Below are 22,491 nucleotides of genomic sequence, written 5' to 3' on the forward strand. Positions count from 1 at the left end.
CTGCGAGACCGGTACGCCGCCGCGCGGCAATGGCGCCGCTTCGAGAAAGGCGATCCGGTAGGCAATCCGCACTATGGTTCGGGCCCTGGCTTGGCAGGCTCACCCCGGTGGAGGTGACCGGCCATGTCGATGGCGCCGAGGCCCGGCTTGGCTTGCGGCAACTCGCCTGGGCCCGAGCGGAGGCGTCGGCGAACGCCCTCCGTAACTTTGGCGTCAGCCACGACAGGCTCGTGGTGCGGCACATGGGCGCTGCCCGTCCCTTGGTGCCTGTGCCGCCAGGGACGGCGGAGCCGCAGAACCGCAGGGTCGAGATCGTCCTGCGCTGAAGCGCCGGGTTGCGGCCGCAGCGCCGATCTGACCGCTTGTATCCGCTGCCGCCATTGCCAGGCCGCCCCGCCTCTCCGTCCTCATCGCGCGGCGGCTTCTGTGTGCCGCGGCTGGAGTGCGGCCGCGGCGTCGTGCGATCCCTGCGCATAGGCATTGCGAATCTGTTCGCAACAAAAGGCTTGATGAAACTGAGAATCAATTGCAATTGACGGCGCGGCGGGCCTGTCCGGGTTGCGCCGCACATGCTTGCCGGAAGACACCTAGATGCAGATTGCCCCAGCGCCTGGACGGATCAGGCTGGCCCCCCTGCTCGCCATCGCCTTCGTCCTGGCCGCCCCCGCCGCCCGGGCGCAGACCGCCCAGCCGGAACCGGAAGGCGCCGTCCGGCTGCCGGAGCTTCGCATCCATGGCGCCCGGGAAACCGCCACCGGCCCGGTCCAGGGCATCTCGGCGGAACGCAGCGCCAGCGGCACCAAGACCGATACCCCGCTGATTCTGACGCCGCAGAACGTCACGGTCGTCACCCGGGAGCAGATGGATTTGCAGAACTCCCGCAACCTCGGCGAGGCGCTGAGCTACACCGCCAGCGGCCAGGGGCTGCTTTCCGATTTCCGCGGCGAATACGGCACGGTCCGCGGCTTCACCCCCGACATCTATCTGGACGGGCTGCGCGTCCCGGTGCCGGTCACCGCCCACAGCTTCCGCATCGAGCCCTGGGGCATGGAGCGGGTGGAGCTGCTGCGCGGCGCCAATTCCGCCCTCTACGGCCAGGGCAATCTCGGCGGCATCATCAACGCCATCAGCAAGGCGCCCTATCTCGGCCAGACGAACGAGGTCGCCATCCAGGGCGGCAGCTTCGACCGCATCCAGGGCATGTTCGACCTGGGCGGTGCCGTCACCGAAGACAACACGCTGCTCTGGCGGCTGAACGGCCTGGTCCGCCGCTCCGACACCTATGTGGAAGGCGGCCGCGACAACCGCATCTACCTGGCGCCGTCCCTGGCCTGGCAGCCGACCAACGACACCAGCATCACGCTGCTCGCCAGCTACATGCGCGACGATACCGGCATCACCGGCCAGTGGCTGCCCGCCTTCGGCACGGCGCTGCCCAACCCGAACGGCACCGTCCCGCGCGGCCGGGCCACCGGGGAGCCGGGGTGGGACCGCTTCCACCGCACGCAGTTCGGTCTCGGCGCGCGCATCGAGCATCGGCTGAACGCGGATTGGACCCTGCGCTCCAACCTTCGCTACACCTATCACGAGATGGACTACACCTCCATCTACGGCAGCGGCTTCAGCCCGGCCAACCAGCAGCGCACCCTCGCCCGCGTCGCCTCCTTCCAGAACCCGACCTATCGCAGCTTCGCCATCGACAACACGGTGGAAGGCCATGTGGCCACCGGCCCGCTGCAGCACACCCTCCTGGCTGGCCTCGACTACCGGGTGCAGAGCCTGAATGCGCGCACCTACAGCGCGGCCGCCGGCCCGCTGGACGTCTTCACCCCCAGCTACGGCTTCCGGCCGGGGGTGCTGCCGCTCACCGCCTCCACCAACCAGACGCTGCAGCAGGTCGGCCTCTATCTGCAGGACCAGGTCCAGCTCGATCGCTGGCACCTGACCCTGACCGGGCGGCAGGACTTCGCCGACACCAGCAACCTCAACAACCGCACCAACCGCGAGACCACCCAGCGCGACGCGCATTTCACCGGCCGGGCGGCACTGCTCTACGCCTTCGATTTCGGCCTCTCCCCCTACTTCGCCTACGCCACCTCCTTCATGCCCGCCATCGGCACCTTCGCGCCCGCTCGCGGCGGCGGCGCCTTCGCGCCCGTCACCGGCGAGCAGTTCGAGGCGGGCATCAAATACCAGCCCCCCGGCCGGTCCAGCCTCTACTCCGCCACCCTGTTCCAGCTCACCCAGCAGAATGCGCTGACCGCCGACCCCGCCAACCCCATTTTCCAGGTCCAGACCGGCGAGATCCGGGTGCGGGGGCTGGAGCTGGAGGCGCGGCTCGCCCTGACGCCCGCGCTCAACCTCATCGCCGCCTGGACGGCGCAGGACCCGGAGGTGACGCGGACCACCACCGGCAATCTCGGCATGCGCCCGGCCGCGGTGCCGGCGCATACCGGCGCGCTCTGGGCCGACTACACCTATGAGGTGTCGGAGGAGCTGCGCATCACCCTCGGCGGCGGCGTCCGCTACTACGGCAATACCCTCGGCAATGGCGCCCCCAGCGCCAGCTCCCCGCAATTCCACGTGCCGAGCTTCACCCTGTTCGACGCGGTGGCGCGGGTGGACTGGCGGCAATGGCGGCTGGCGGTCAACGCCTCCAACCTGAGCGACGAGACCTTCGTCAATGCCTGCTACGCCTATACCTCCTGCAGCTACGGCGCCGGCCGCGCCGTCTACGCCACGCTGAGCTACCGATGGTAAGGCGTGCCTGGCGGATCATGCGCGGCTGGCGCTGGCCGGGCGTGCTCTCCCGCATCCTCGCCGCGGTGGTAGGCGGCTATGCGCTTGGCGCGCTGGTTGCCATCGCCTGCGCCCTGCTCTTGCCTTTCGCGCGGTCGGAAGCGGTGATCACCGGCATGATGCTGAGCTTCGCCGCCTATGCCGGCGCGGTGCTCTGGGCCTTCGCCGCGCGCAGCGCCTGGCGCGCCTGGGCCGGCCTGCTGCTGCCGGCCCTGCTGCTGGCGGCGGCAAGCTGGGTGGGGCGGCCGGCATGAAGCAGGGCTTCCGGCAATGCATGGCCTGGCTGCACACCTGGGCGGGGCTGATCCCGGGCTGGATCCTCTTCGCCGTCTTCCTCACCGGCACGGCCAGCTACTATCGCGGCGAGATCTCCGCCTGGATGCGCCCTGACCTCCGCTTCGAGGGCAGCGCGCCGGAGGCCACGACGCTGGCGGTGCGGGAGCTGCAGCGGATCGCGCCCGATGCCGTCTCCTGGTTGATCGGCGTGCCGACCGCGGCCGACCCGCTGATCCGCCTCTACTGGCGGCCGAAGCAGGAGCGCCGCTTCCGCGACGCCATCCTGGACCCCGCGACCGGCCGGGTGGCGGAGCGGGGCGAGAGCAAGGGCGGCGAGTTCTTCTACCGCTTCCATTTCGAGCTGCACCTGCCGCCCATCTGGGGCCGCTGGATCGTCGGCGCCTGCGCCATGGCGATGCTCGTCGCCATCCTCAGCGGCGTCATCACCCATCGGCGCATCTTCGCCGATTTCTTCACCTTCCGCCCCGGCAAAGCGGCCGGACGGTCCTGGCTGGACGCGCACAACGCGCTCGCCGTGCTGGCGCTGCCCTACCACCTGGTGATCACCTATACCGGTCTCATCACCCTGATGACGATGTACATGCCCTGGGGCGTGCAGCTCGCCTACAAGGGCAATCAGCAGGCCTTCCTGGCCGAGGCGCTGGCCTTCACCGCGCCGCCCCGGCCCGCCGGGCAGCCGGCGCCGCTCACGGACATGGCGCCACTGCTGGCGACGGCGCTGGAGCGCTGGCCGGAAGCGGGGGTGCGGCGCATCTCCGTGCAATGGCCGGGCGATGCCAACGCCACCATCATCCTCAGCCGCGGCGACGGGCCGGAGCTGGCGATCCGGCGGCGGGAGCTGGTCTTCGCCGGCAGCAGCGGGGAGCTGCGCGACGCCACCGGCCGCGACGCCCCGGCGGTGCTGACCGCGGGCACCGCGCTGCGCCTGCATTTCGGCCGCTTCGAAGGGCCGGTGCTGCGCGGCCTCTTCCTGCTCTCCGGCCTCGCCGGCACCGCCATGGTCGGCACCGGCCTCGTCCTCTGGGCGGCGAAGCGGGCGCCGAAGGGCGCGGCGCGGCGCGGCTTCGGCCTGCGGCTGGTGGAGGCGCTGAACATGGGCACCGTTTTCGGCCTGCCGCTCGCCATGCTCGGCTTCTTCTGGGCCAACCGGCTGCTGCCCGCCGCCCTGCCGCTGCGGGCGGAGTGGGAGATCCGCGTCTTCTTCGCCCTCTGGCTGCTCGCCTACCTGCATGCGGCGCTGCGGCCGGGGCGGCGCGGCTGGGCGGAGCAGGCGGGGGTGGCCGCCCTGCTCGGCCTCCTCCTGCCGGTGCTGAACCTGCTGACGACGCATCATCATCTGGGTGTCACCCTGCCGGCAGGCGACTGGCTGCTGGCCGGGATGGATCTCGGCCTCGCCGGCTTCGGCCTCGCCTTCGCCCTGGCGGCGCTGAAGCTGTGGCGGGCGCCGCAGCGCGCCGCGGTGCCGCTCGGCCGGATGCGGGCGGAGGGCGCGTGATGGCGGCGCTGGCCCTCGGCCTGGCCTATGCCGGCTTCCTGCTGCTGTCCCTGGCCATGGACCGGCATCATCGGGAGCTGCTGGGCGGCGCCCCGCCGCGGGTGCGGCGCCTGGCCTGCCGCCTGGGCGGGGCGGCGTCGCTTGGCCTGTCCATCCTGCCCTGCTTCGCCCTCTGGGGCTGGTCCATCGGGCCGGTGGCCTGGTGCGGCGTGTTGACCCTGGCCGCCTTCGGGCTGGTGGCGCTGCTGGCCTTCGCGCCGCGCGCCGCGCTGCTGCTGGCGCCCCTGCTGCCCGCGGTGGGCTTCACCGCCTGGTTCGGACTGGATTGAGGAAGGGAACGCGATGACCCGATGGATGCCCCTTGCCGCCCTGCTGCTGGCGGCCTCCGCCCCCGCCATGGCGCATCAGCTCTGGCTGGAGCGCGACGGCCAGACCGCCCGCGCCTATTTCGGCGAGCCGGTGGAGAATCAGCGGGAGAAGACGGGCGGGCTGCTGGATCGCATCCCGGGCCCGCGCCTCTTCGCCGCCGACCTCGCCGCCACCCTGCCGCTGACCCGCGCCGCCGACCATTTCAGCGCCGCGCTGCCGGCCGGCACCGGCGATGTCCGGCTGGTGGAGGACGGCCTGCCGCCCTTCGGGAGGGAGGAGAAGACCAGGACCGTCATGCTGGCGCGGGAGGGCCGCAGCGAGACCCGTCACGCCCTGGATCTGGAACTGGTCCCCGTCGCCGCCGGCGGCAATGAGTTCACCCTGCTGCTGCGCGGCCAGCCTTTGCCGCGGGCGGAGGTGACGCTGGTCGCCCCGCCGCGCTGGGAGCGCAAGCTGCGCACCGATGCGCAAGGGCGCGTCCGCTTCGAGACGCCCTGGGCCGGCCGCTACGTGGCCGAGGCGATCCACACCGAGGCGACGCCGGGCGGCAGTGGCGAGGGCGCCTATGCCCGGCTGCGCTATGTCTCCACCCTCTCCTTCATCGCCGAGGGCGGCATTCCCTGGACGGAGCGGTAACGGCCAGCGACGCGCCAACGGCGCCGAGCGGGGCCATACCCTCTCGGGCCAAAAAGGTCTTCGGCAAACCCAAGGGTTCCAAGGGCCTTTCGGCCCTTGGTGGGGGAGTTCGAGGGGGCAAAGCCCCCTCATGCCGGCCATCTCCGCTGCCCGCCTGGTCTCCCGCCCTCCACGGCGGGGAAGGCGGTCAGGCCGCCGAGGGCGGCGCTGCCACCAGCGTCTTCTGGCCTTCCTCGCGCAGCTTCGCCGCCGCCTCGTCATACAGGAAGGGCAGCGTCGCGTAGCGAAGGCCGCGCGTTACCGGCCGCGCCTCATGCAGCAGGGAGCAGGAGAAGACGCAGGCCCCGCCCAGCGGCGGCCGGTAGCGGCGCGGCCCGAATTCCGGGAACCACAGCTCCCCGCCCTCGAACGCGTCGTTCAGGTTGATCGTCACCGCGAAGCGCCGGTGCGCCGTGCCCGGGGTGGTGTTGTCCCGATGGGCACGGAAATGCCCGCCCTCGGCGCCGTCATAGCAGGCGACGATGTAGCGCTCGATGCGCGTCGGGTTGAACTGGAAGGCCTTGCGCATCTCCGGCGCCAGGCGGCGCACCAGCCGCTCCCGGAGCCCCGCCTGCAGCGCCGGATCCTGGATCTGGCAGTCCCGCCGGCGCTTGGTGGCGGGGTCGTGCACGCCGACCGTCCGGCCCTCCCGCTCCACCATGAAGCCGCTCTGCTCGCCGCCCTCGGCGTCGTAGACGGCGATGAGCTCGGCGCAGAATTCGGGCTCGAGCACCCGGGGCAGCAGCAGCACGGGGGCGGGGACTTCCTGCCCGGCGTGCAGTTCCGGCGGCGGCAGGCGCCGCAGCATCTCCAGCAGCGCCGGCACCTGCTCCAGCGGCGCGGTGGCGATGACGCGCAGCAGCGGGTCCAGCAGCATGGCGGCCGGGCCGTAGCGCAGGGCGCCGGAGCCGGGGACCGGCCGGGCCACGCCATAGCGGCGGCTGACCGCCATCTCCCGATCCTGCAGCACGCGCAGGCCGGGCAGCCGGTCCGTCGCCTGGTCCGCCGGATCGACGCTGAGGAGGAAGGCGGTGGCGCGCCGGTCGTCCAGCAGCCCCTCTGCCTGCGCCGCCAGGATCGCCGGCAGGGCGGCGGCGGCGGCCGGGGTGCCGGCCGGGCCGGGGAAGACCACCAGCACGTAGCGCCCGGCGGCGCTGGCGAAATTGTAGCGCGGATTGCCGGCGGCGGGGGCGAAGAACCAGGGCGCCGGGTCGCCCGGGGTCAGGCGCGGGGGAATGGGCGGCATGGGGAAACCTGCGACATCATCGCGGTTTCCTTTAGCGCCCGATTCTTACTCGTTTCAGCGCGCTGACCATACGGTGCTGCGAACCGAGGCGGCGGTGATCAGCCCATAGGCCGAGATGCCGAAGGCGACGGCGATGAACTGTCCCTCCAACCCCCAGCCCAGCCCCTCCGAGAGCACCCAGCCGCCCCCCACCGCGATGACGATGCGGGAGCAGGCGGCCACCGCCGGCCAGCGCATCCGCCCCGCCCCCATGGAGGCGAAGTAGAGCGCCATGCCGACGCCGAAGCCGGGCAGGGCCGGGCCGATCAGCGCGATCGCCGTAGCGGCGATGGCGGCCACCGCCGGGTCGCTGGCGAAGAAGCGGGCGGTGGGGCCGGGGAGGAGGGAGACGAAGAGCCCGACCGAGGCGGTGACGCCGAGGGCGAGCAGCCCGCCCGCCCAGGCGATGCGCCGCGCCTCCGGCCAGTTGCCCGCCCCCACGGCCCGCCCCACCAGCGCCGTCAGCGCCGAGCCGACCCCAAAGGCGAGCGGCACCATGAGGAATTCCAGCCGCGCCGAGACGCCATAGGCAGCGACCGCCGCCGCCCCGTGCCGGGCAATGGCGGCGGTGACCAGGATGGTGGTGAGGTTGGCGATGGCCGACATGATGCAGGCCACCAGCCCGACCGCCAGGATGCGCTTGAAGAGAGCGGCCTGCAGCTTCACCCGCAGGGTCGGCACGAAGCCCGCCCCGCCCCGCAGCACCACCGCCGCCATGCCGAGGGCCGCGAGCGCCATCGCCACGGCGAAGGCGAGGCCGGCGCCGGGCAGGCCCATCCCCGCCGGCTCCATCAGCGCCCAGGCGAGCGGCGGGTAGCCCAGCCAGCCGAGGATGAGGACGCGGGAGGCGAGGGCATGCCGCCCCCCGCCGCGCAGCACGGAGGCCAGGGTATTGGCCAGCCAGGCCGGTACGGCGCCGGCGCCGAACAGCCAGGCGCAGTAGCCGGCCGCCGCGGCCGCCGCTTCCGACCCGCCGATCCAGCCAAGGATGGTGCGCGGAAACCCGGCCAGCGCCACGGCAAACACCAGGGCGAAGCCCAGCGCGATGACCACGGCATGCAGCACCAGCGCCGAGGCGTCCTCCCGCTTCCCGGCGCCGAGCGCGCGGGCGATGGCGGAGACCACCCCGCCCCCCATGGCGCCGGCCGACATCTGCTGCAGCAGCAGGGCGAAGGGCAGCACCACCGCCCAGCCGGCCAGCGCGGCCGTGCCCTGGCGCGCCGCCAGCACCGGCTCCACCAGCTGGCAGAGGGATTGCAGCACGGCGACCAGGGTGGTGGGCGCGGCCAGCGCCAGCACCCGCCGCATCAGCCCGCCCCAGGGGGTATGGGGATGCGCCTGGGCCTGCGGGGCGAGCCTTGGGGCGGCGAGGCTATCGGCCATCTTGCGGGGTCTCTCCGAAACGGGCGCGGGTGGCGCGGCCGGCGCCGGGGCCGGGCAGCACGCGGATATCCTCCGGCCGCAGCGGGGTACCGGCGGCGGAGAGCACGGGGGGCGCGACGACGGGGCGGCCGGTCGCCGCTTCCTCCAGCATCACGGGCGGGCCCTCCGGCCCGGTCATCCAGCGGTCGGCCCAGGCCTTCAGGGCGAGATAGGCGGGGAAGAAGTCGCGGCCCTTCTCGGTCAGCCGGTATTCGTGCCGGGCGCCGGGGCCCCTCGAGGCACAAAGGGGGGTCTTCTCCAGCAGCCCATGCTCCGTGAGCTGGCGCAGCCGGGCGGAGAGGATGTTCGGGGCGATGCCGAGGTTGCGCTCGAATTCGTCGAAGCGGGTGGTGCCGTAGAAGGCCTCCCGCAGCACCAGCATGGCCCAGCGCTCCCCCAGCACGGCCATGGAGCGGGCGACGGGGCAGCGCATGCGGGAGAAGTCGATGCGGCTCATGCGTCTCCTCCTCTTCAGCTTGCATCACGCAAGCATTTTTGCTTGCACCATGCAAGCTATCGCTGGCCGTTGTCGCGCTGCCCTCCCGTTCGAACCTGCCGACCTAAGGGTTCCAAGCGCCTTTCGGCCCTTGGCGGGGAGGGTCCGAGAGGGGCAGCGCCCCTCTCAATGCCGCCCCAGGGTGCTACACCGCGCTTGCGCCGCGCCCGGGCCGACACATCTCCGGGGCCAGTGTCGGGAGCATGCGGATGCAGCGGGTCGCGGTGGTGCTGTTCAATCTCGGGGGGCCGGACTCGCCGGAGGCGATCCAACCCTTCCTCGAGAACCTCTTCACCGACCCGGCCATCCTCCGCGTGCCGGGCTTCCTCCGCCCCTGGCTCGGCCGCTTCATCGCCCGGCGCCGCACCCGCGCCGCCACCGAGAACTACGCCATCCTCGGCGGCCGCTCCCCGCTGCTGGACATCACGGAACGCCAGGCGAGGGCGCTGGAGGCGGCCCTGGAAGGGCAGGAAGCGGCGTATCGCTGCTTCATCGCCATGCGCTACTGGCACCCCTTCGCCGAGGCGGCGGCGCGGGAGGTGGCGGCCTGGCGCCCGGACCAGGTGCTGCTGCTGCCGCTCTACCCGCAATACTCCACCACCACCACCGGCAGCAGCGTGCTGGACTGGCAGCAGGCCGCGCGGCAGGCGGGGCTGGATGTCCCGACCACCACGCTCTGCTGCTACCACTCCCACCCCGGCTTCGTGGCGGCCACCGCGGCCCCGCTCCGCCGCACCTATGAGGAAGCCAGGGCGAAGCTGCCGGCGGGGGTGACGCTGCGGGTCCTCTTCTCCGCCCATGGCCTGCCGGAGAGCATCGTGAAGGCGGGCGACCCCTATCAATGGCAGGTGGAGCGGAGCGTCGCGGCAGTGGTGGAGCAGCTCGGCATCCCCGGGCTGGACCACGGCATCTGCTACCAGTCCCGCGTCACGCCGCAGAAATGGATCGGGCCGAGCACGGAGCAGGCGCTGGAACAGGCCGCGCGGGACAAGGTGGCGGTGCTGGTCTGCCCCATCGCCTTCGTCTCGGAGCATTCCGAGACCCTGGTGGAGCTGGATGTGGAGTACCGGGAACTGGCGGAGAAGCTGCACATCCCCGGCTATTTCCGGGCGCCGACGCAGAATGACGATCCCGGCTTCATTGCCGCGCTGCGCGACCTGGTGCTGGGCGCGATGGGCAGCGGCCGGGCGCTCGCCAGCTTCGCCGGCGGGCGGCAATGCCCGAAGCCCTGCACTGACTGCCCGCATGCCAGGACTGCCCAGCCGGCCCGGCAGGTGGCGGCGTGAGGCGTCCTCCGGCCGCCGTGCTGTTCGATTGCGACGGCGTGCTGGCGGATAGCGAGGGGCTTTCCAGCCGCGTGGTGGCTGAGGCCCTGGCCGAGCGCGGCTGGCGCATCTCCCCGGCGGAATGCCAGGAGGTGTTCCTTGGCATGTCCATCACCGCCATGCTGCCGGTGATCGAGGCGCGGGTTGGCCCCCTGCCGGAGGGCTGGACGCTTGGGATCGCGCAGCGGATCAGCCAGGCGGTCGAATCCTCGCTGGAGCCGATCCCGGGCGCCCTGGCGGCTGTCGCCGCGGTGGCGGAAGCGGGCCTGCCTATGGCGGTCGCCTCCAACTCCACCGCCGCGGAGCTGCGGGTGAAGCTCATCCGGCTGGGGCTGGCCGAGGCGTTCGGCCCGCGCGTCTTCAGTTTCGAGGACGTGCCCCGCCCCAAGCCGGCGCCCGACATCTACCTGGCCGCCGCCGCGTCCTGCGGCGCCGCGCCCGAGGCGTGCGTGGTGGTGGAGGACAGTCTGCTCGGCGCCCGCGCCGGCATCGCCGCCGGCTGCCGCGTGCTGGGCTTCGCGCGCGAGACCGATGCCGGCGTCCTGGCCGCGGTCGGGGCCGAGCCCTTCCGCGACATGGCGGAACTGGCCGGCCTGCTTGGCCTTGAGCCGTGATGCTGCCATGGGACGGCGGTTGCGATGCATGGTTTCCAAAGGCCCTTCGGCCTCTGGTGGGGTGGTCCGGGAGGGGCAAGGCCCCTCCCGGGATGGTGTTGGGAGAGGCTGATGCGCCCTTGTGTCCTTCTGCTGGTTGCGGCGCTGCTCGCCGCCTTCGCGGACCCACCGCCGGAGGAGCGCGTCGTCCCTGGCGGCCGCTCCGGCTGGGCCACGGACGGGGCGGGCGGCTGCTGGCTTTGGGTCGGGGGCTTGCCGGGCGGCGCCAGCGACATCCGCGCCAGCTGGTCCGGCCCCTGCCCCTCGGGCCCCGCCGAGGGCACCGGCCGGTCCCTCATCACCTGGCGGGTCGGCGGCCAGGACCGTTCCATGGCCTATGAGGGCCCGCTGGTGCACGGCAAGGCCGAGGGGCGTGGCAAGCTCAACCACTATGAAGGCGGGGAGCTGACGGTGGTGGAGGAGGGCGAGTACCGCAACGACCATCTGGTCGAGGGCAGGCTGGAGATCCAGCGCCAGGGCCTGACCTATGAGGGCCGGATGCGCGCCGGCCATCCGCATGGCCAGGGTAGGTTGACCCTGCGCGGCCAGGTCTTCGAGGGCGAGTGGGAGAATGGCTGCCTGCCCTTCCGCGGCGCCTGGGTGGCCTTCACCCGCCCCGCCGCGAGCTGCCAGGGGCAGGACACGTGACCATCGACTGGCTGGCGCCCGCCTACCCCTGGGTGAAGGCGGCGCACCTCATCGCCGTCATCGCCTGGATGGCCGGCCTGCTCTACCTGCCGCGGCTCTTCGTGAACCATTACCGCGCCGCCCCCGGCTCGGCGGAGGCGGCGATGCTGGAGGGGATGGAGCGCCGCCTGCTGCGCGCCATCATGAACCCCGCCATGATCGCCGTCTGGCTGCTGGGGCTGACCCTGGTGCTGACGCCGGGCGTGCTGGATTGGCGGGCCGGCTGGTGGCACACCAAGCTGCTCTGCGTGCTGCTGATGACCGGCTTCCACCACCATCTCAGCGCCAACCGCAAGCGCCTGGCGCGGGAGGAGCGGCGGCATTCCGAACGCTATTGGCGGGTGGCGAATGAGGTGCCGACCCTGCTGATGATCGTCATCGTCGTCATGGTGATCGTCAAACCCTTCTGAGGAATGCCCCGCAACGCCGCCGCACGGCCTGGGCGGGACCCCGGCGGCGCCGGATTGTCCGAGGCCTCGCACACCCTCCGCGCCCAGGCCGCGGGAGGACGGGTGGGCCCGGCAGGCGGCGGGCACTTCCAGCCCCTGTTGTGCCGCGGTCTTGACACGACACATGAAGATCGCCAGTTGACGTGGGGCGGGGCGATCCCTAGGTTCGCGCCGCTCACGGGCCTGCCGGCGTCCTCCGCCGCGCCGGCTCACCTCCCTCCCTCCTCCTCGGGACATTCGTCCTCCCCAGCTCCGGCCGTGCCCCGTCAGGGATGGGTCCGAGTCAAGGCTCAGGCGAAACGGCCGGGGGAGCCCGCGAGTCCTTCGCGCGGCACCCGGCTCCTTCGGGACGGTCCCGGTCCCCTCGCATCCGGACGCAGTGCGCCATGCATCTTTCCGACCTCAAGGCCAAGACTCCCGCGGACCTCCTCTCCTTTGCCGAGGAGTTGCAGATCGAGAACGCGTCCTCCCTGCGCAAGCAGGACATGATGTTCGCGATCCTCAAGCAACTCGCCGACAATGACCAGGCGATCTACGGCGAGGGCACGCTCGAGATCCTGCCGGACGGCTTCGGCTTCCTCCGCTCCCCGCAGGCGAATTTCCTCCCCGGGCCGGACGACATCTACATCTCCCCCGCCCAGGTGCGCCGCTTCGGCCTGCGCACCGGCGACACGGTGGAGGGCCAGATCCGCGCCCCGAAGGATGGCGAGCGCTACTTCGCCCTCCTCAAGGTCAACGCGATCAACTTCGAGCCGCCGGAAGCCCTGCGGCACCGCATCAACTTCGACAACCTGACGCCGCTCTACCCGAACCGGCGGCTGAAGATGGAGAACCCCGAGGTCGAGAGCGTCGGCAAGGGGCCCACCAAGGACAACACCCACCGCGTCATCGACCTCATCGCCCCGATCGGCATGGGCCAGCGCGCGCTGATCGTGGCGCCGCCGCGCACCGGCAAGACGGTGATGCTGCAGAACATCGCCAAGAGCATCACCGCCAACAACCCCGACGTCTTCCTGATGGTGCTGCTGATCGACGAGCGGCCCGAGGAAGTCACCGACATGGCCCGCACCGTCCGCGGCGAGGTCGTGGCCTCCACCTTCGACGAGCCGGCCACCCGCCACGTGCAGGTGACGGAGATGGTGCTGGAGAAGGCCAAGCGCCTGGTCGAGCACAAGCGGGACGTGGTGATCCTGCTGGATTCCATCACCCGCCTCGGCCGCGCCTACAACTCCGTCGTCCCCTCCTCGGGCAAGGTGCTGACCGGCGGCGTGGACGCCAATGCGCTGCAGCGGCCGAAGCGCTTCTTCGGCGCGGCGCGCAACATCGAGGAAGGCGGGTCGCTGACCATCATCGCCACCGCGCTGATCGACACCGGCAGCCGCATGGACGAGGTGATCTTCGAGGAGTTCAAGGGCACCGGTAACAGCGAGATCGTGCTGGACCGCAAGCTCTCCGACAAGCGCACCTTCCCGGCGATCGACATCACCAAGAGCGGCACCCGCAAGGAGGAGCTGCTGGTGGACCGCGCGACGCTGGCCAAGATGTGGGTGCTGCGCCGCATCCTGAACCCGATGGGCACCCAGGACGCGATGGAATTCCTGCTGGACAAGCTGAAGTACAGCAAGACCAACCAGGACTTCTTCGACGCGATGAACACCTAGAGCAGATCGCCGTAGGGGGGTATCGCCCGAAGGCGTGAATCTGCTCTGCAAACAAAGGCTTAGAGCGTGCTGCGGTCGCTTGCGCTCACGCAGCATGCTCCAGGCCGTTGTTTTGCGAGCATCTTCACGCGTTCAGATGATTCCATCTGAACGCGATCTGCTCTGATCCATTCCCCAGGACGTTGCTGCGCAACGCCGTGGAGCCCGGAGTCCCTCTGGGATCGGTGCCTCGCACAGCCTGCCGCGGCAAAGCCGCGGCAGGGCAACGGGCGGTGGCACATCTGGCGGGGCGCGAAAGGCCCGGCTTGAGCGGAGCGCCCGGCCCGGTGCGCCCTACCCCGCGACCCGCAGCTCCTCCCGCAGCCGCTGCTGGTCCCCGGGGCAGATCCGTGCCAAGCGCTGATACTCGGCCTCGGTGTCGATCCGCCGGTGTTCCGCCTCGCGCGCCCGGCGCATGGCGGCGAGGGAGGGCTCCAGCGCCCGCCGCAGCCCCTGCTGCAACGCGTCCATCGCCTCCTCCAGCGTCTGGCCCCGCCCTTCGGCCCGGGCCGCCCAGGCGGTTGCCGCACCGCGCGCCTTCTCCGCCGCCACCCGCAGGCTGCGGCGGTTCACCGCCACATGCCGGCGTTCATGCGCCAGCACCTCGCGGTACAGGCAGCCTCCCTCCGGCAGCTCCCGCGCGATCCGCACCAGATGCTCGGTCTGCACCAGGGTCAGGGCGATGCGCGCCGGCACGACGCAGACCTGCCCCGCCCCCTCCCGGTAGCGCGTCTCTATCTCGCTCTGCCACTCGACGCGGGAGGTGGTGAGGCCAAGATGCCGCAGCGTCTCCCGCTGCTGCTGCCCGCTCTCGGCATGCAGGGCGGCGATGTCCAGCTCATGCCCCAGCACCGGCTCGGGGTCCACCACCGCCAGGGTCAGCCGCGGCGTGACGCGCGGGCAGAGCTGCGCCAGCGCCGTCCCCGGCCCCAGCACCAGCCCGAGCAGCGCGAGAAGAACGGCCCGTCTTATAGCCATCCCTTCCGCTTGAAATAGAGCACGGGCACCACCGCCGAGATCACCATCATGATCAGCGCCATCGGGTAGCCCTCGACCCATTTCAGCTCCGGCATGTACTCGAAATTCATGCCGTAGATGCTGGCGATGAGGGTGGGCGGCATCAGCGCCACGCTGGCCACGGTGAAGGTCTTGATGATCGCATTCTGCTCGACATTGATGATGCCGAGCACGGCATCCAACAGGAAATTCGCCTTGCTGTTGAGGAAATTCGCGTGCTCGACCAGGGAGCGCACATCCCGCACCAGGGATTTGATCAGCGCCTGGTTCTCCTTCCGCACCGCCGTCGCCTTCTCCGCCCCCACGAAGGTGAGGATGCGGGAGAGGCCGAGCAGCGTCTCATTCGCCCGCGTCGTCACCTCCCCCACTTGGCCGAGGGTGATGAGGGCGCCCTTCAGGTCGGCATCCTTGGTGGTGGCCTTCACCTGGGCGCGGGCGGTACGGAAGGCCGCCTGGCTGGCGCGGTCCATATCGGCGCCGACCCGTTCCAGGATATCCGCCAGCCGGTCCACCACCTGCTCGAACAGGTGGAACATCACCGCATCCGGCGTGCCGAGCAGCGTCGCCGGGGAGCGCTGGCAGCGGGCGCTGAACACCGCGAAGGCCTTGGGCGTGGCGTAGCGCACCGTGACCAGATGCGCGTTGCCCAGCACGAAGGTGATGGCGGTGGAGCCCAGCTCCCCGCCCTCCACCCCATAGAGGAAGGGGGCGGTGAGGAAGAGCGCGTCGTCTTCCTTGTAGAGGCGGGAGGAGCTCTCGATCTCCTGCATCTCTTCCCGCGTCGGGATTTCCAGCCGCAGCGCGGACTGGACCAGGCGTTCCTCCTCCGGCGTCGGGGTCAGCAGGTCGATCCAGATGGCCTGGCGCAGCGCCGCTTCGTCCTGGGCGCCATCGCGCACCATCAGGTGCCCGGCTTCGAGGGTGTAGGTGGTCAACATGCGCATCTCCCGGCCGGTACGGGGCAGGCGGCTTCTAAAACAGATTGCGGCGGAGCGCGAGCCGCCCCGGGCGGGACTCCCCACCACGAACACGCGGGCAGCCGGCCCGGCACTGGCTGGCCGCCGCGCCTGTAGCTTTCCCGCTGCCATCTGTCACCCGTGGCCGCCGGATGCGCGGCGCCCGCGAATGAAGGCAGGGCCTGGGACGCCTTCTCCCCTGCCAGGGCCTAGCGGGGCGGGCTCCCCGCCGGCAGGCCGAATCGTCGCGCCACTTCCGGAAAATCCACCGCTTCCGGGTGCCGCCCCGCGGGCTGCGTCCCATCTGCCGCCCGCACGAGCTGACAGGTCTGCAGCCCGGCGGCCCTGGCCGCATCCAGCTCCTCCGCCACGTCGGAGAGAAACAGCATCTCCGCCGGCGCCGTCCGCAACTCGGCGGCGATGGCGGCGTAGCTCGCCGCCTCGCGCTTCGCGCCGATCCGCGTGTCGAAGAAGCCGGAGAGCAGCGGGGTCAGGTCCCCTGCCTCGGAATGCCCGAACAGGTCCCGCTGCGCGGCGACCGAGCCGGAGGAATAGATCGCCAGCCGCACCCCGCCCGCCGCCCAGGCGCGCAGGCAGGCGGCGACATCCGGCCAGAGATGCCCCTGCAGCCGGCCATCCGCATAGCCCTGGTGCCAGATCAGCCCCTGCAGCGCCTTCAGCGGCGTCACCTTGGCGTCCGCCGCCATCCAGGCCCGCAACGCCTCCGCCGGCTGCTGCCCGGGCGCCAGCGCGCGCACCTCGGCGAGGATCGCCTGCACCTCCGGCCGCTCGCCATGCGCGGCGAGGAACCCCTCCAGCGCCGTCTCGGCGAAGGGAAACAGCCGATCCTTCACGAAGGCGATGCTGGTCGTGGTGCCTTCGATATCCATCAGCACGACCTTGACGGCGCCGGCCCGGCTCACGTCCCGCTCCTCGCCGGCGCTGCGGCGCTCCGCGACCGGGCCCGGCACGGCGTCACGGCCAAGGCCTCAGGCCACAACGGGGAAGCGCTGCGCCATGTCCGTGCCGGTGAACTGCGCCACCCAGCCGGCGGGGTCGGTGAAGACCCTGAGCGCGGTGAAATAGGGCTTCTCGCCGGCATCGAACCAGTGGCGGGTGCCGGCCGGCACGCTCAGCAGGTCGCCCTGCTCGCAATGCGCATCCCACACCTTGCCGTCCACATGCAGGACGAAATCGCCGCTGCCGCGGACGAAGAAGCGCACCTCGTCCTCGGCGTGGATGTGTTCGTTGAGGAATTTCTCGCGCATCGCCGCGGCCTGCGGGTGGTCCGGCGTCAGGCTCACCACATCGGCGGAGCCCGCGCCGGTCTCGCCCATCAGCTTGTCGAGCCAGGGGCGGTAGGCGGCGAGGATGGCGTCGTTGTCGGCCCCCTCCGGCACCGCCACGCCCTCCCAGCGCTCGAAGCGCACGCCGATCTTGCCGAGCGCCTTGGCGATCTCGGCGGGGTCCTCGGTCCGGGTGATCTCGGCGCCGCTCGCGGCGTCCCACACGGTCAGACGGCTCATCGTGCGATCCTCCGTTGCTCCAGCTCGCAGGCCAGCATGAATTCCAGCGCCTCCAGCCGGGTCAGCGCGCCCGGCATGTCGGCGGCCCAGACATAGACGCCATGGCCGCGGATGACATAGCCCGGCACCACGCCGCCGGGTTGCCCCGCCGCCTCCCGCCAGCGCGCCTCGACGACGCCTTGCAGGCGGGGAATGTCCTGGTCGTTCGCCACCACCGGCAGGTCGATCGCCGCCTCATGCGTCGGCAGGCCGGGGAAGGCCTTCAGCAGCTCATACCCCGCCAGCCGGATGGCGTCGCCACTCACGCGGGACAGCACGGTGGCGGCGGGGGAGTGGCCATGCAGCACCGCGCCGGCCTCGGGGAAGCGGCGGTAGATGCCGCAATGCAGCCCGGTCTCGGCCGAGGCGCGATCCCCGGGTGTCAGCGGCCGCCCTTCGGCATCGACCAGGATGACGCCGGAGCTGTCCAGGAAGCCCTTATGCCCGCCGGAGCGGGTGATCGCGATCCCGGTCGCGGAGAGGCGGATGGAGATGTTGCCGGCGGTGGCCGGCACCCAGCCGAACCGGTCCATCCGCCGCCCGGCCGCGATGATCGCCTCGGTGGCGGCGGTCAGGCTCTCCGCCACGGCGCCCGGGCGTGCCCGGGCCAGCATCTCGGCCATGGCGGATCAGCGCCCCGGCGGTGGCAGGGCCCGATGCCCCGGGCCGCCCAGGGCCGCGGCGCACCGGGCCGGGTGCATCAGGCGGCGGGCCGGCTGGTGGAGGCGTGGCTCTGGGCCTGCTGGCCGGCGGCCGGGCCCTGGATGCTGCCGGCCGGCGGCTGCGCCGCGGGCGGCGCGGATTCGGCCAGCGAGGCGTCATCCTCCTCCTTCATGTTCTTCTTGAAGGATTTGATGCCGGTGGCGAGGTCGCCCATCAGGGTGCTGATCTTGCCGCTGCCGAAGAGCAGCAGGACGACCAGCAGCACGATGAGCCAGTGCCAGATGCTGAAGGAACCCATGTGACGCCCCGATGAATCTTGTCTCTGTTGCCCGGCCGGCCCCCTGGCACAGCGGCTTCCCCTGCGGGCAGCCTCCCTGGCCAGCCATGGCCGCCGGGACAGTAGTGCCCCGGCCGGGCCGGCGCAAACAAGGAGATGGTCCGGGCGAGGGCCCGGCGCAACGGGGTAGGGGCGGAAAGCCGCCGCAGGGGCGGCGAAAGGCGCCGCGGTGCCGGCGGAAGCGTGACGGCGCCCGGGCGTTCGCGCCTGTGAGGCGCCGCGGCCGCGGATGACGGCGCCGTTCCGGCCGTGCACGGCGCTGGCCTGGCATGGCTCGCCGGCCGCTCCCCATGGGGTCGGCCGTGGCGCGGATCTGCCCTCGTCGCGGTGGAAATGCCGCCGTAAATACCATTTCTTAGCGTGAATTGATCGGCGAATGGCGCCCCGGGACTGTGCCCGGCCTTTCGCGCGCTTTCGCCATTGCCATTCAGATGATTGTATTTGCAGGGAAAAATTGACAAGGCGCCGCCCCCTTTCCAGCCCGCCCTGCCGTCACCAAATCACGCTTGGGACCGATAAAACCGATATTGACTCGTGCGATTGTTGGTAGTTGAATATCCCTGTCACCGCCGCATCCCGCGGCGGAACCGCGGAGTTTGAATCATGCAGCTTGCGCCGCGTCACCAAGAGCTAAAGCGCAGCCCCCTGATGTTCGGGCCCGCGCTGCTTCCCGCGCCCTGTCGCTGTCCGGGCTGACCGCCCGACCGACCCGCGCCGCACGCCACCCTTCATCCCGGTCCTCGCCCCGCGAGGGTCGCAGGGGAAAGCCATGTCCGCCCATCTCGCCGCCGCGTTGCCCGCGGCCGCCACCGCGCTGCCCTTCCGGCCGCTGCATCCCGAATTCGGGCTGGAGCTCTACGGCCTCGACCTCGCCGCCCCGCAGCCGGAGGCGGTGCTGGACCGCCTCGTCGCCGCCCTGGCCGAGCACCAGCTCCTGCTGCTGCGCGACCAGGCGCTGAGCCCGGCGCAGCTCGCCGCCCTCGCCGCCCGCCTCGCCCACGCCCCCCGCGCCCTGCCCACGGCGCTGGCCGCGCCCGGCGACCTCGCCGGCTGGGCCTTCGACCCGCTCTCCCCGCGCCGCCCGGCCCGGGTGCAGGCGCTCTTCGCCGCCGCGCCGCCGGCGCCCGGCCTCACTGGCCTCTTCGCCAGCCAGATCGCCGCCCTGGCCGGGCTGAACCCCTGGCTCGCCTACCATGTCGCGTATCTGGAGGCGGCGACCCCGGCCGGGCCGCTGCCGCTGGTGCAGGCGGATGCCGCCGGCCATCGCCGCGCCCTCTTCCTGCCGCCGGAGGCCACCGCCCTGGCCGGCCTGCCGGCGGCGGAGGCCGCTGCGCTGCTGCCCCGGCTGCGCGCCGCCGCCACCGCCCCGGCCATCACCTGGCGCCACGGCTTCCGCCAGGGCGACCTGCTGCTGTGGGACGGCCACGCTCTGCTGCACCGGTTGGCGCCGGGCCAGGCGGGCGCCCAGGCGCCGCTGCTGCGCGCCGCCGCCGCGCCGGAAGCGCCGCTCGGCGCCGCCGCCGCCACCACCCCCTACCTGATCGCCGGCTGAGGCCCATCCCATGCCTCGGCTGAGCCCCGCGATCCGCCCGATTGGGGCGGATGGGCCGTCCCCGGACGGTTCGACTGCAGGCGCCCGTGACTGGCGCATCCTCCCGAACTCGGCCGGGGCGGCATGCCCCGGCCGCCTTTTCGCCGCCGCCGCGCCGGGACGCTGTCGGGGCTGACGCCGCGGCCGCGCGCCGCCCGCCTCGCCGCACCGCCACACACGCATTTCGCAGGAAGGATCGCCATGATCCGCTCGCAACCCATCGATATTGACGGCCGCTTCGTCGGCGTCGCCGTCCAGTCCAGCCATCGCTGGCATTTCGTCGCCGTGGAGCCCGTGCTGAGCGACCTCGACGGCGCCGGCTTCGACACGGCCGAGGATGCCGCCCGCATCGCCCGCGCCGTGCTGCGCCGCGCCCGCCAGCCCTCGCCCGCCGCGCCGCTGCCGCCGCCCCCGGCGCGCCTCCGGCCGGTGTCGTGACCGCCATGCGCTTTGCCGTGGCATGCCCAGGAGTGAGCGCATGACCGCCGACCGCGACCCGCTCGCCGGCCTTGGCGCCGTGCTGCCCGCCATCGCCGCCGCCGCCCCCTGGCATGACCGGGACGGGACGGTGCCGCGCGACTCCCTCGCCCTGCTGCATCAGGCGGGGTTTGCCGCCCTCACCGTGCCGGCCGCGCTTGGCGGCGGCGGGGCGGGGCTGCGCCTCGCCGCGGAGGCCATCGCCCGCATCGGCGCCGCCTGCCCGGCGACGGCGCTGATCCTCGCCATGCAGTATCTGAAGCAGGCCGCGCTCGCCCGCAGCCCCGCTTGGCCGGAGCCTCTCAAGCGCCAGCTCGGGCGGGAGGCGGTGGAGGAAGGCGCGCTGGTGAACGCCATCCGGGTGGAGCCTGAGCTCGGCTCCCCGACCCGGGGCGGCTTGCCGGCCACCACGGCGCGGCGCAGCGCCGGCGGCTGGGTGATCTCCGGCCGCAAGCGCTACGCCACCGGCATCGGCGCGCTGCGCTGGCTGGAGGTCTTCGCCCGCACGGAGGAGGCCGCGCCGCGAATCGGCAGCTTCCTCGTCCCCGCCGGGGCCCCCGGCGTGACGGTGGTGGAAAGCTGGAACCATCTCGGCCTGCGCGGCTCCGGCAGCCATGATTTGGTGCTGGAGGCGGTGGAGATCCCCGCCGACCACGCCATCGGCCTGGCCCCGCCCGGCGGCGCCACGCTGGACCCGGTGCAGGCGGTGTGGAACGGCGTGCTGGTGCCGGCGGTCTATACCGGAATCGCCCGCGCGGCGCGGGACTGGGTGGTCCAGTTCCTCCGCAGTCGTGTCCCGAGCGGCCTCGGCGCCCCGCTGGCGACCCTGCCGCGGATGCAGGAGGCGGTGGGGCGCATCGAGGCGCTGCTCGCCGCCAATGCCCGCATCATGGAGGCATTGGCCCTGGCGACCGATGCCGGCACGCCGCCTGCGCCGGCCGAGGCCGCCGCGCTGCAGGCGGTGCTGGTGGAGAATGCGGTGCGCGCGGTGGAGGGCGCCACGCTCCTCGCCGGCAATCACGCGCATGACCGCGCCTTTCCGCTGGAGCGCCACTGGCGCGACGTGCAATGCGCCCGAATCCATGCGCCCACGGCGGATGCCGCGCATCTGGCGGCCGGCCGCGCCGCCCTGGCGGAGACTGCGGCGTGACCGGTCTCGCCTTCCGCTTCGCCCTGCTGCTCGGCGGCCTCGGTGCCGCGCTGACGGCCAGCGGGCTTGCCCGACCCAATCTGATCCTGGAGCTGCTGCAATGATCCGCCGCCGCCTGCTGCTCGGCGCCGCCCTGGCCGTGCCTGCCCTCGCCGCCGCCCGTGCCCAGGGCCCGTCGCATGGCGAGTATCCCGACCGGCCGATCCGCTACCTCTGCCCCTACCCGCCGGGCGCGACCAATGACAACGTCTCCCGCACCATGTCCCGCGCCCTCTCGCCGCGGCTTGGCGTGCCGGTGGTGGTCGAGAACAAGGCGGGCGCCGGCGGCACGGTCGGCTCGCGGCTGGTCGCGGAGGCGAAGCCGGATGGCTACACCCTGCTGAACGCCTCCGCCGGCAACCTCACCATCGCGCCGCATCTTTCCCGCGTCGGCTACGACCCGCTGCGGGACCTGGTGCCGGTGGCGCTGGCGGGGGAGGCCTACAGCCTGGTCGCCGTCAATCCGAAGCTCGGCGTTTCCACCCTGGCCGAGCTGATCGCGCTGGCGCGGCGCCGGCCGGGCTTCCTGAACTACGCCTCCTCCGGCATCGGCTCCGCCGGGCATCTGCGCGGCGCGCTGCTGATGGAGGCGGCGGGGGTCGAGGCGGTGCATGTGCCCTTCCCCGGCAGCGCCGCCGCCGCCACCAGCGTCATCACCGGCGATTGCCACCTGATCATCGACCCGATCGCGGCGCCGCATGCGGCGGAGGGGCGGCTGCAGCCCCTGGCGACCGTCGGCGCCGAGCGCTGGGAGGATTTTGCGGGGGTGCCGACCCTGATCGAGCAGGGCTTCGGCCGCGACTGGCCGGTCTCCGGCTGGTTCGGCCTCTTCGCCCCGCGCGGCACGCCGGAGCCGGTGATCGCCCGGCTGAACCGCGAGTTCAACGAGAGCCTGGCCCAGCCGGAGGTGAACGCCGCGCTGCGCCGCTTCGGCCTGAAGCCGGAGCCGATCTCGCCCGAGGAGCTCGCCCGCCGCACCGCCGCCGACCACGCCGCCATCGGCGCCACGCTGCGCCGCCTCGATATTGCCTAAGGCCATTGCCT

General features: G+C 72.3%; 24 protein-coding genes. 15 read left to right on the forward strand and 9 right to left on the reverse strand.

Going from position 1 to position 22,491, the window contains the following annotated elements:
* The first annotated feature begins 29 nt into the window (after positions 1-29).
* The 6 genes from NJ376_RS29365 (at position 30) to NJ376_RS16545 (ending at position 5,596) form a co-directional block, all read left to right on the forward strand.
* Positions 30-326, forward strand: coding sequence for an OmpA family protein (locus NJ376_RS29365; RefSeq protein ID WP_370288335.1), 297 nt, complete (start codon positions 30-32; stop codon positions 324-326).
* 265 nt (positions 327-591) lie between these two features.
* A complete protein-coding gene (locus NJ376_RS16525; protein WP_252954385.1) occupies positions 592-2,760 on the forward strand; it encodes a TonB-dependent siderophore receptor in 2,169 nt (722 codons plus the stop codon).
* Positions 2,754-3,053: a DUF3649 domain-containing protein gene (locus tag NJ376_RS16530; RefSeq protein ID WP_252954386.1), complete on the forward strand. Its 300-nt coding sequence runs from the start codon at positions 2,754-2,756 to the stop codon at positions 3,051-3,053. The genes NJ376_RS16525 and NJ376_RS16530 overlap by 7 nt, the downstream gene beginning before the upstream one ends.
* The gene (locus NJ376_RS16535) at positions 3,050-4,591 is read left to right on the forward strand and encodes a PepSY-associated TM helix domain-containing protein (protein ID WP_252954387.1); all 1,542 of its coding nucleotides are present in this window, start codon (positions 3,050-3,052) and stop codon (positions 4,589-4,591) included. Before NJ376_RS16530 ends, NJ376_RS16535 begins: the two co-directional genes overlap by 4 nt.
* Positions 4,591-4,920: a DUF3325 domain-containing protein gene (locus NJ376_RS16540; protein ID WP_252954388.1), complete on the forward strand. Its 330-nt coding sequence runs from the start codon at positions 4,591-4,593 to the stop codon at positions 4,918-4,920. Before NJ376_RS16535 ends, NJ376_RS16540 begins: the two co-directional genes overlap by 1 nt.
* A gap of 13 nt (positions 4,921-4,933) precedes the next feature.
* Entirely contained in the window at positions 4,934-5,596 is a 663-nt protein-coding gene (locus NJ376_RS16545) for a DUF4198 domain-containing protein (protein ID WP_252954389.1), read from the forward strand.
* 187 nt (positions 5,597-5,783) lie between these two features.
* Here the strand turns inward: NJ376_RS16545 and NJ376_RS16550 are convergent, their stop codons facing one another.
* Genes NJ376_RS16550 through NJ376_RS16560 form a run of 3 tightly spaced genes read right to left on the reverse strand, consistent with a single transcriptional unit; the run spans position 5,784 to position 8,799 of the window.
* Entirely contained in the window at positions 5,784-6,881 is a 1,098-nt protein-coding gene (locus tag NJ376_RS16550) for a 2OG-Fe(II) oxygenase (RefSeq protein WP_252954390.1), read from the reverse strand.
* Between the two features lie 54 nt (positions 6,882-6,935).
* Complete coding sequence (locus NJ376_RS16555) at positions 6,936-8,303, reverse strand: MATE family efflux transporter (protein ID WP_252954391.1); 1,368 nt, start codon at positions 8,301-8,303, stop codon at positions 6,936-6,938.
* Positions 8,293-8,799 (reverse strand): winged helix-turn-helix transcriptional regulator, encoded by a 507-nt coding sequence (locus NJ376_RS16560; RefSeq protein ID WP_252954392.1) that lies wholly within the window; start codon positions 8,797-8,799, stop codon positions 8,293-8,295. Before NJ376_RS16560 ends, NJ376_RS16555 begins: the two co-directional genes overlap by 11 nt.
* A 248-nt stretch (positions 8,800-9,047) precedes the next feature.
* On the opposite strand from NJ376_RS16560, the gene hemH reads away from it, so the two are divergent.
* The 5 genes from hemH to rho all read left to right on the forward strand — a co-directional run bounded on the left by hemH (position 9,048) and on the right by rho (position 13,613).
* Entirely contained in the window at positions 9,048-10,124 is a 1,077-nt protein-coding gene (gene hemH, locus NJ376_RS16565; protein WP_370288336.1) for a ferrochelatase, read from the forward strand.
* Positions 10,121-10,777, forward strand: a complete 657-nt coding sequence (locus NJ376_RS16570) for an HAD family hydrolase (RefSeq protein ID WP_252954394.1) — start codon at positions 10,121-10,123, stop codon at positions 10,775-10,777. Before hemH ends, NJ376_RS16570 begins: the two co-directional genes overlap by 4 nt.
* Positions 10,778-10,888: 111 nt before the next feature.
* Positions 10,889-11,464, forward strand: coding sequence for an MORN repeat-containing protein (locus NJ376_RS16575; protein WP_252954395.1), 576 nt, complete (start codon positions 10,889-10,891; stop codon positions 11,462-11,464).
* A complete protein-coding gene (gene hemJ, locus NJ376_RS16580) occupies positions 11,461-11,913 on the forward strand; it encodes a protoporphyrinogen oxidase HemJ (RefSeq protein WP_252954396.1) in 453 nt (150 codons plus the stop codon). The genes NJ376_RS16575 and hemJ overlap by 4 nt, the downstream gene beginning before the upstream one ends.
* Before the next feature lie 425 nt (positions 11,914-12,338).
* Entirely contained in the window at positions 12,339-13,613 is a 1,275-nt protein-coding gene (rho, locus tag NJ376_RS16585) for a transcription termination factor Rho (protein ID WP_252954397.1), read from the forward strand.
* Positions 13,614-13,946: 333 nt separating this feature from the next.
* Here rho and NJ376_RS16590 read toward each other — a convergent pair whose 3' ends face one another.
* The 6 genes from NJ376_RS16590 to NJ376_RS16615 form a co-directional block, all read right to left on the reverse strand.
* Positions 13,947-14,630: a hypothetical protein gene (locus NJ376_RS16590; RefSeq protein WP_252954398.1), complete on the reverse strand. Its 684-nt coding sequence runs from the start codon at positions 14,628-14,630 to the stop codon at positions 13,947-13,949.
* Positions 14,621-15,607: a magnesium/cobalt transporter CorA gene (gene corA, locus NJ376_RS16595; protein WP_252954399.1), complete on the reverse strand. Its 987-nt coding sequence runs from the start codon at positions 15,605-15,607 to the stop codon at positions 14,621-14,623. Before corA ends, NJ376_RS16590 begins: the two co-directional genes overlap by 10 nt.
* A 227-nt stretch (positions 15,608-15,834) precedes the next feature.
* The gene (mtnC, locus tag NJ376_RS16600) at positions 15,835-16,548 is read right to left on the reverse strand and encodes an acireductone synthase (RefSeq protein ID WP_370288339.1); all 714 of its coding nucleotides are present in this window, start codon (positions 16,546-16,548) and stop codon (positions 15,835-15,837) included.
* A 66-nt stretch (positions 16,549-16,614) separates the two neighbouring features.
* Positions 16,615-17,151, reverse strand: coding sequence for a 1,2-dihydroxy-3-keto-5-methylthiopentene dioxygenase (locus tag NJ376_RS16605; RefSeq protein ID WP_252954400.1), 537 nt, complete (start codon positions 17,149-17,151; stop codon positions 16,615-16,617).
* The gene (locus NJ376_RS16610; RefSeq protein ID WP_252954427.1) at positions 17,148-17,804 is read right to left on the reverse strand and encodes a methylthioribulose 1-phosphate dehydratase; all 657 of its coding nucleotides are present in this window, start codon (positions 17,802-17,804) and stop codon (positions 17,148-17,150) included. The genes NJ376_RS16605 and NJ376_RS16610 overlap by 4 nt, the downstream gene beginning before the upstream one ends.
* Before the next feature lie 86 nt (positions 17,805-17,890).
* Entirely contained in the window at positions 17,891-18,151 is a 261-nt protein-coding gene (locus NJ376_RS16615) for a twin-arginine translocase TatA/TatE family subunit (RefSeq protein WP_252954401.1), read from the reverse strand.
* Between the two features lie 808 nt (positions 18,152-18,959).
* On the opposite strand from NJ376_RS16615, the gene NJ376_RS16620 reads away from it, so the two are divergent.
* The 4 genes from NJ376_RS16620 (at position 18,960) to NJ376_RS16635 (ending at position 22,480) form a co-directional block, all read left to right on the forward strand.
* Positions 18,960-19,742 carry a TauD/TfdA family dioxygenase gene (locus tag NJ376_RS16620; protein ID WP_252954402.1) on the forward strand — a complete coding sequence of 261 codons (783 nt, stop codon included), beginning with the start codon at positions 18,960-18,962 and terminating at the stop codon, positions 19,740-19,742.
* Between the two features lie 240 nt (positions 19,743-19,982).
* Complete coding sequence (locus NJ376_RS16625) at positions 19,983-20,219, forward strand: hypothetical protein (RefSeq protein ID WP_252954403.1); 237 nt, start codon at positions 19,983-19,985, stop codon at positions 20,217-20,219.
* Positions 20,220-20,259: 40 nt separating this feature from the next.
* On the forward strand, positions 20,260-21,408 hold the full coding sequence (locus NJ376_RS16630; RefSeq protein WP_252954404.1) for an acyl-CoA dehydrogenase family protein: 1,149 nt from the start codon (positions 20,260-20,262) through the stop codon (positions 21,406-21,408).
* 100 nt (positions 21,409-21,508) lie between these two features.
* Positions 21,509-22,480, forward strand: coding sequence for a Bug family tripartite tricarboxylate transporter substrate binding protein (locus tag NJ376_RS16635; protein WP_252954405.1), 972 nt, complete (start codon positions 21,509-21,511; stop codon positions 22,478-22,480).
* Positions 22,481-22,491: the final 11 nt, after the last annotated feature.

The organism is Siccirubricoccus soli (assembly GCF_024178315.1).
Lineage (GTDB): Bacteria > Pseudomonadota > Alphaproteobacteria > Acetobacterales > Acetobacteraceae > Siccirubricoccus > Siccirubricoccus soli.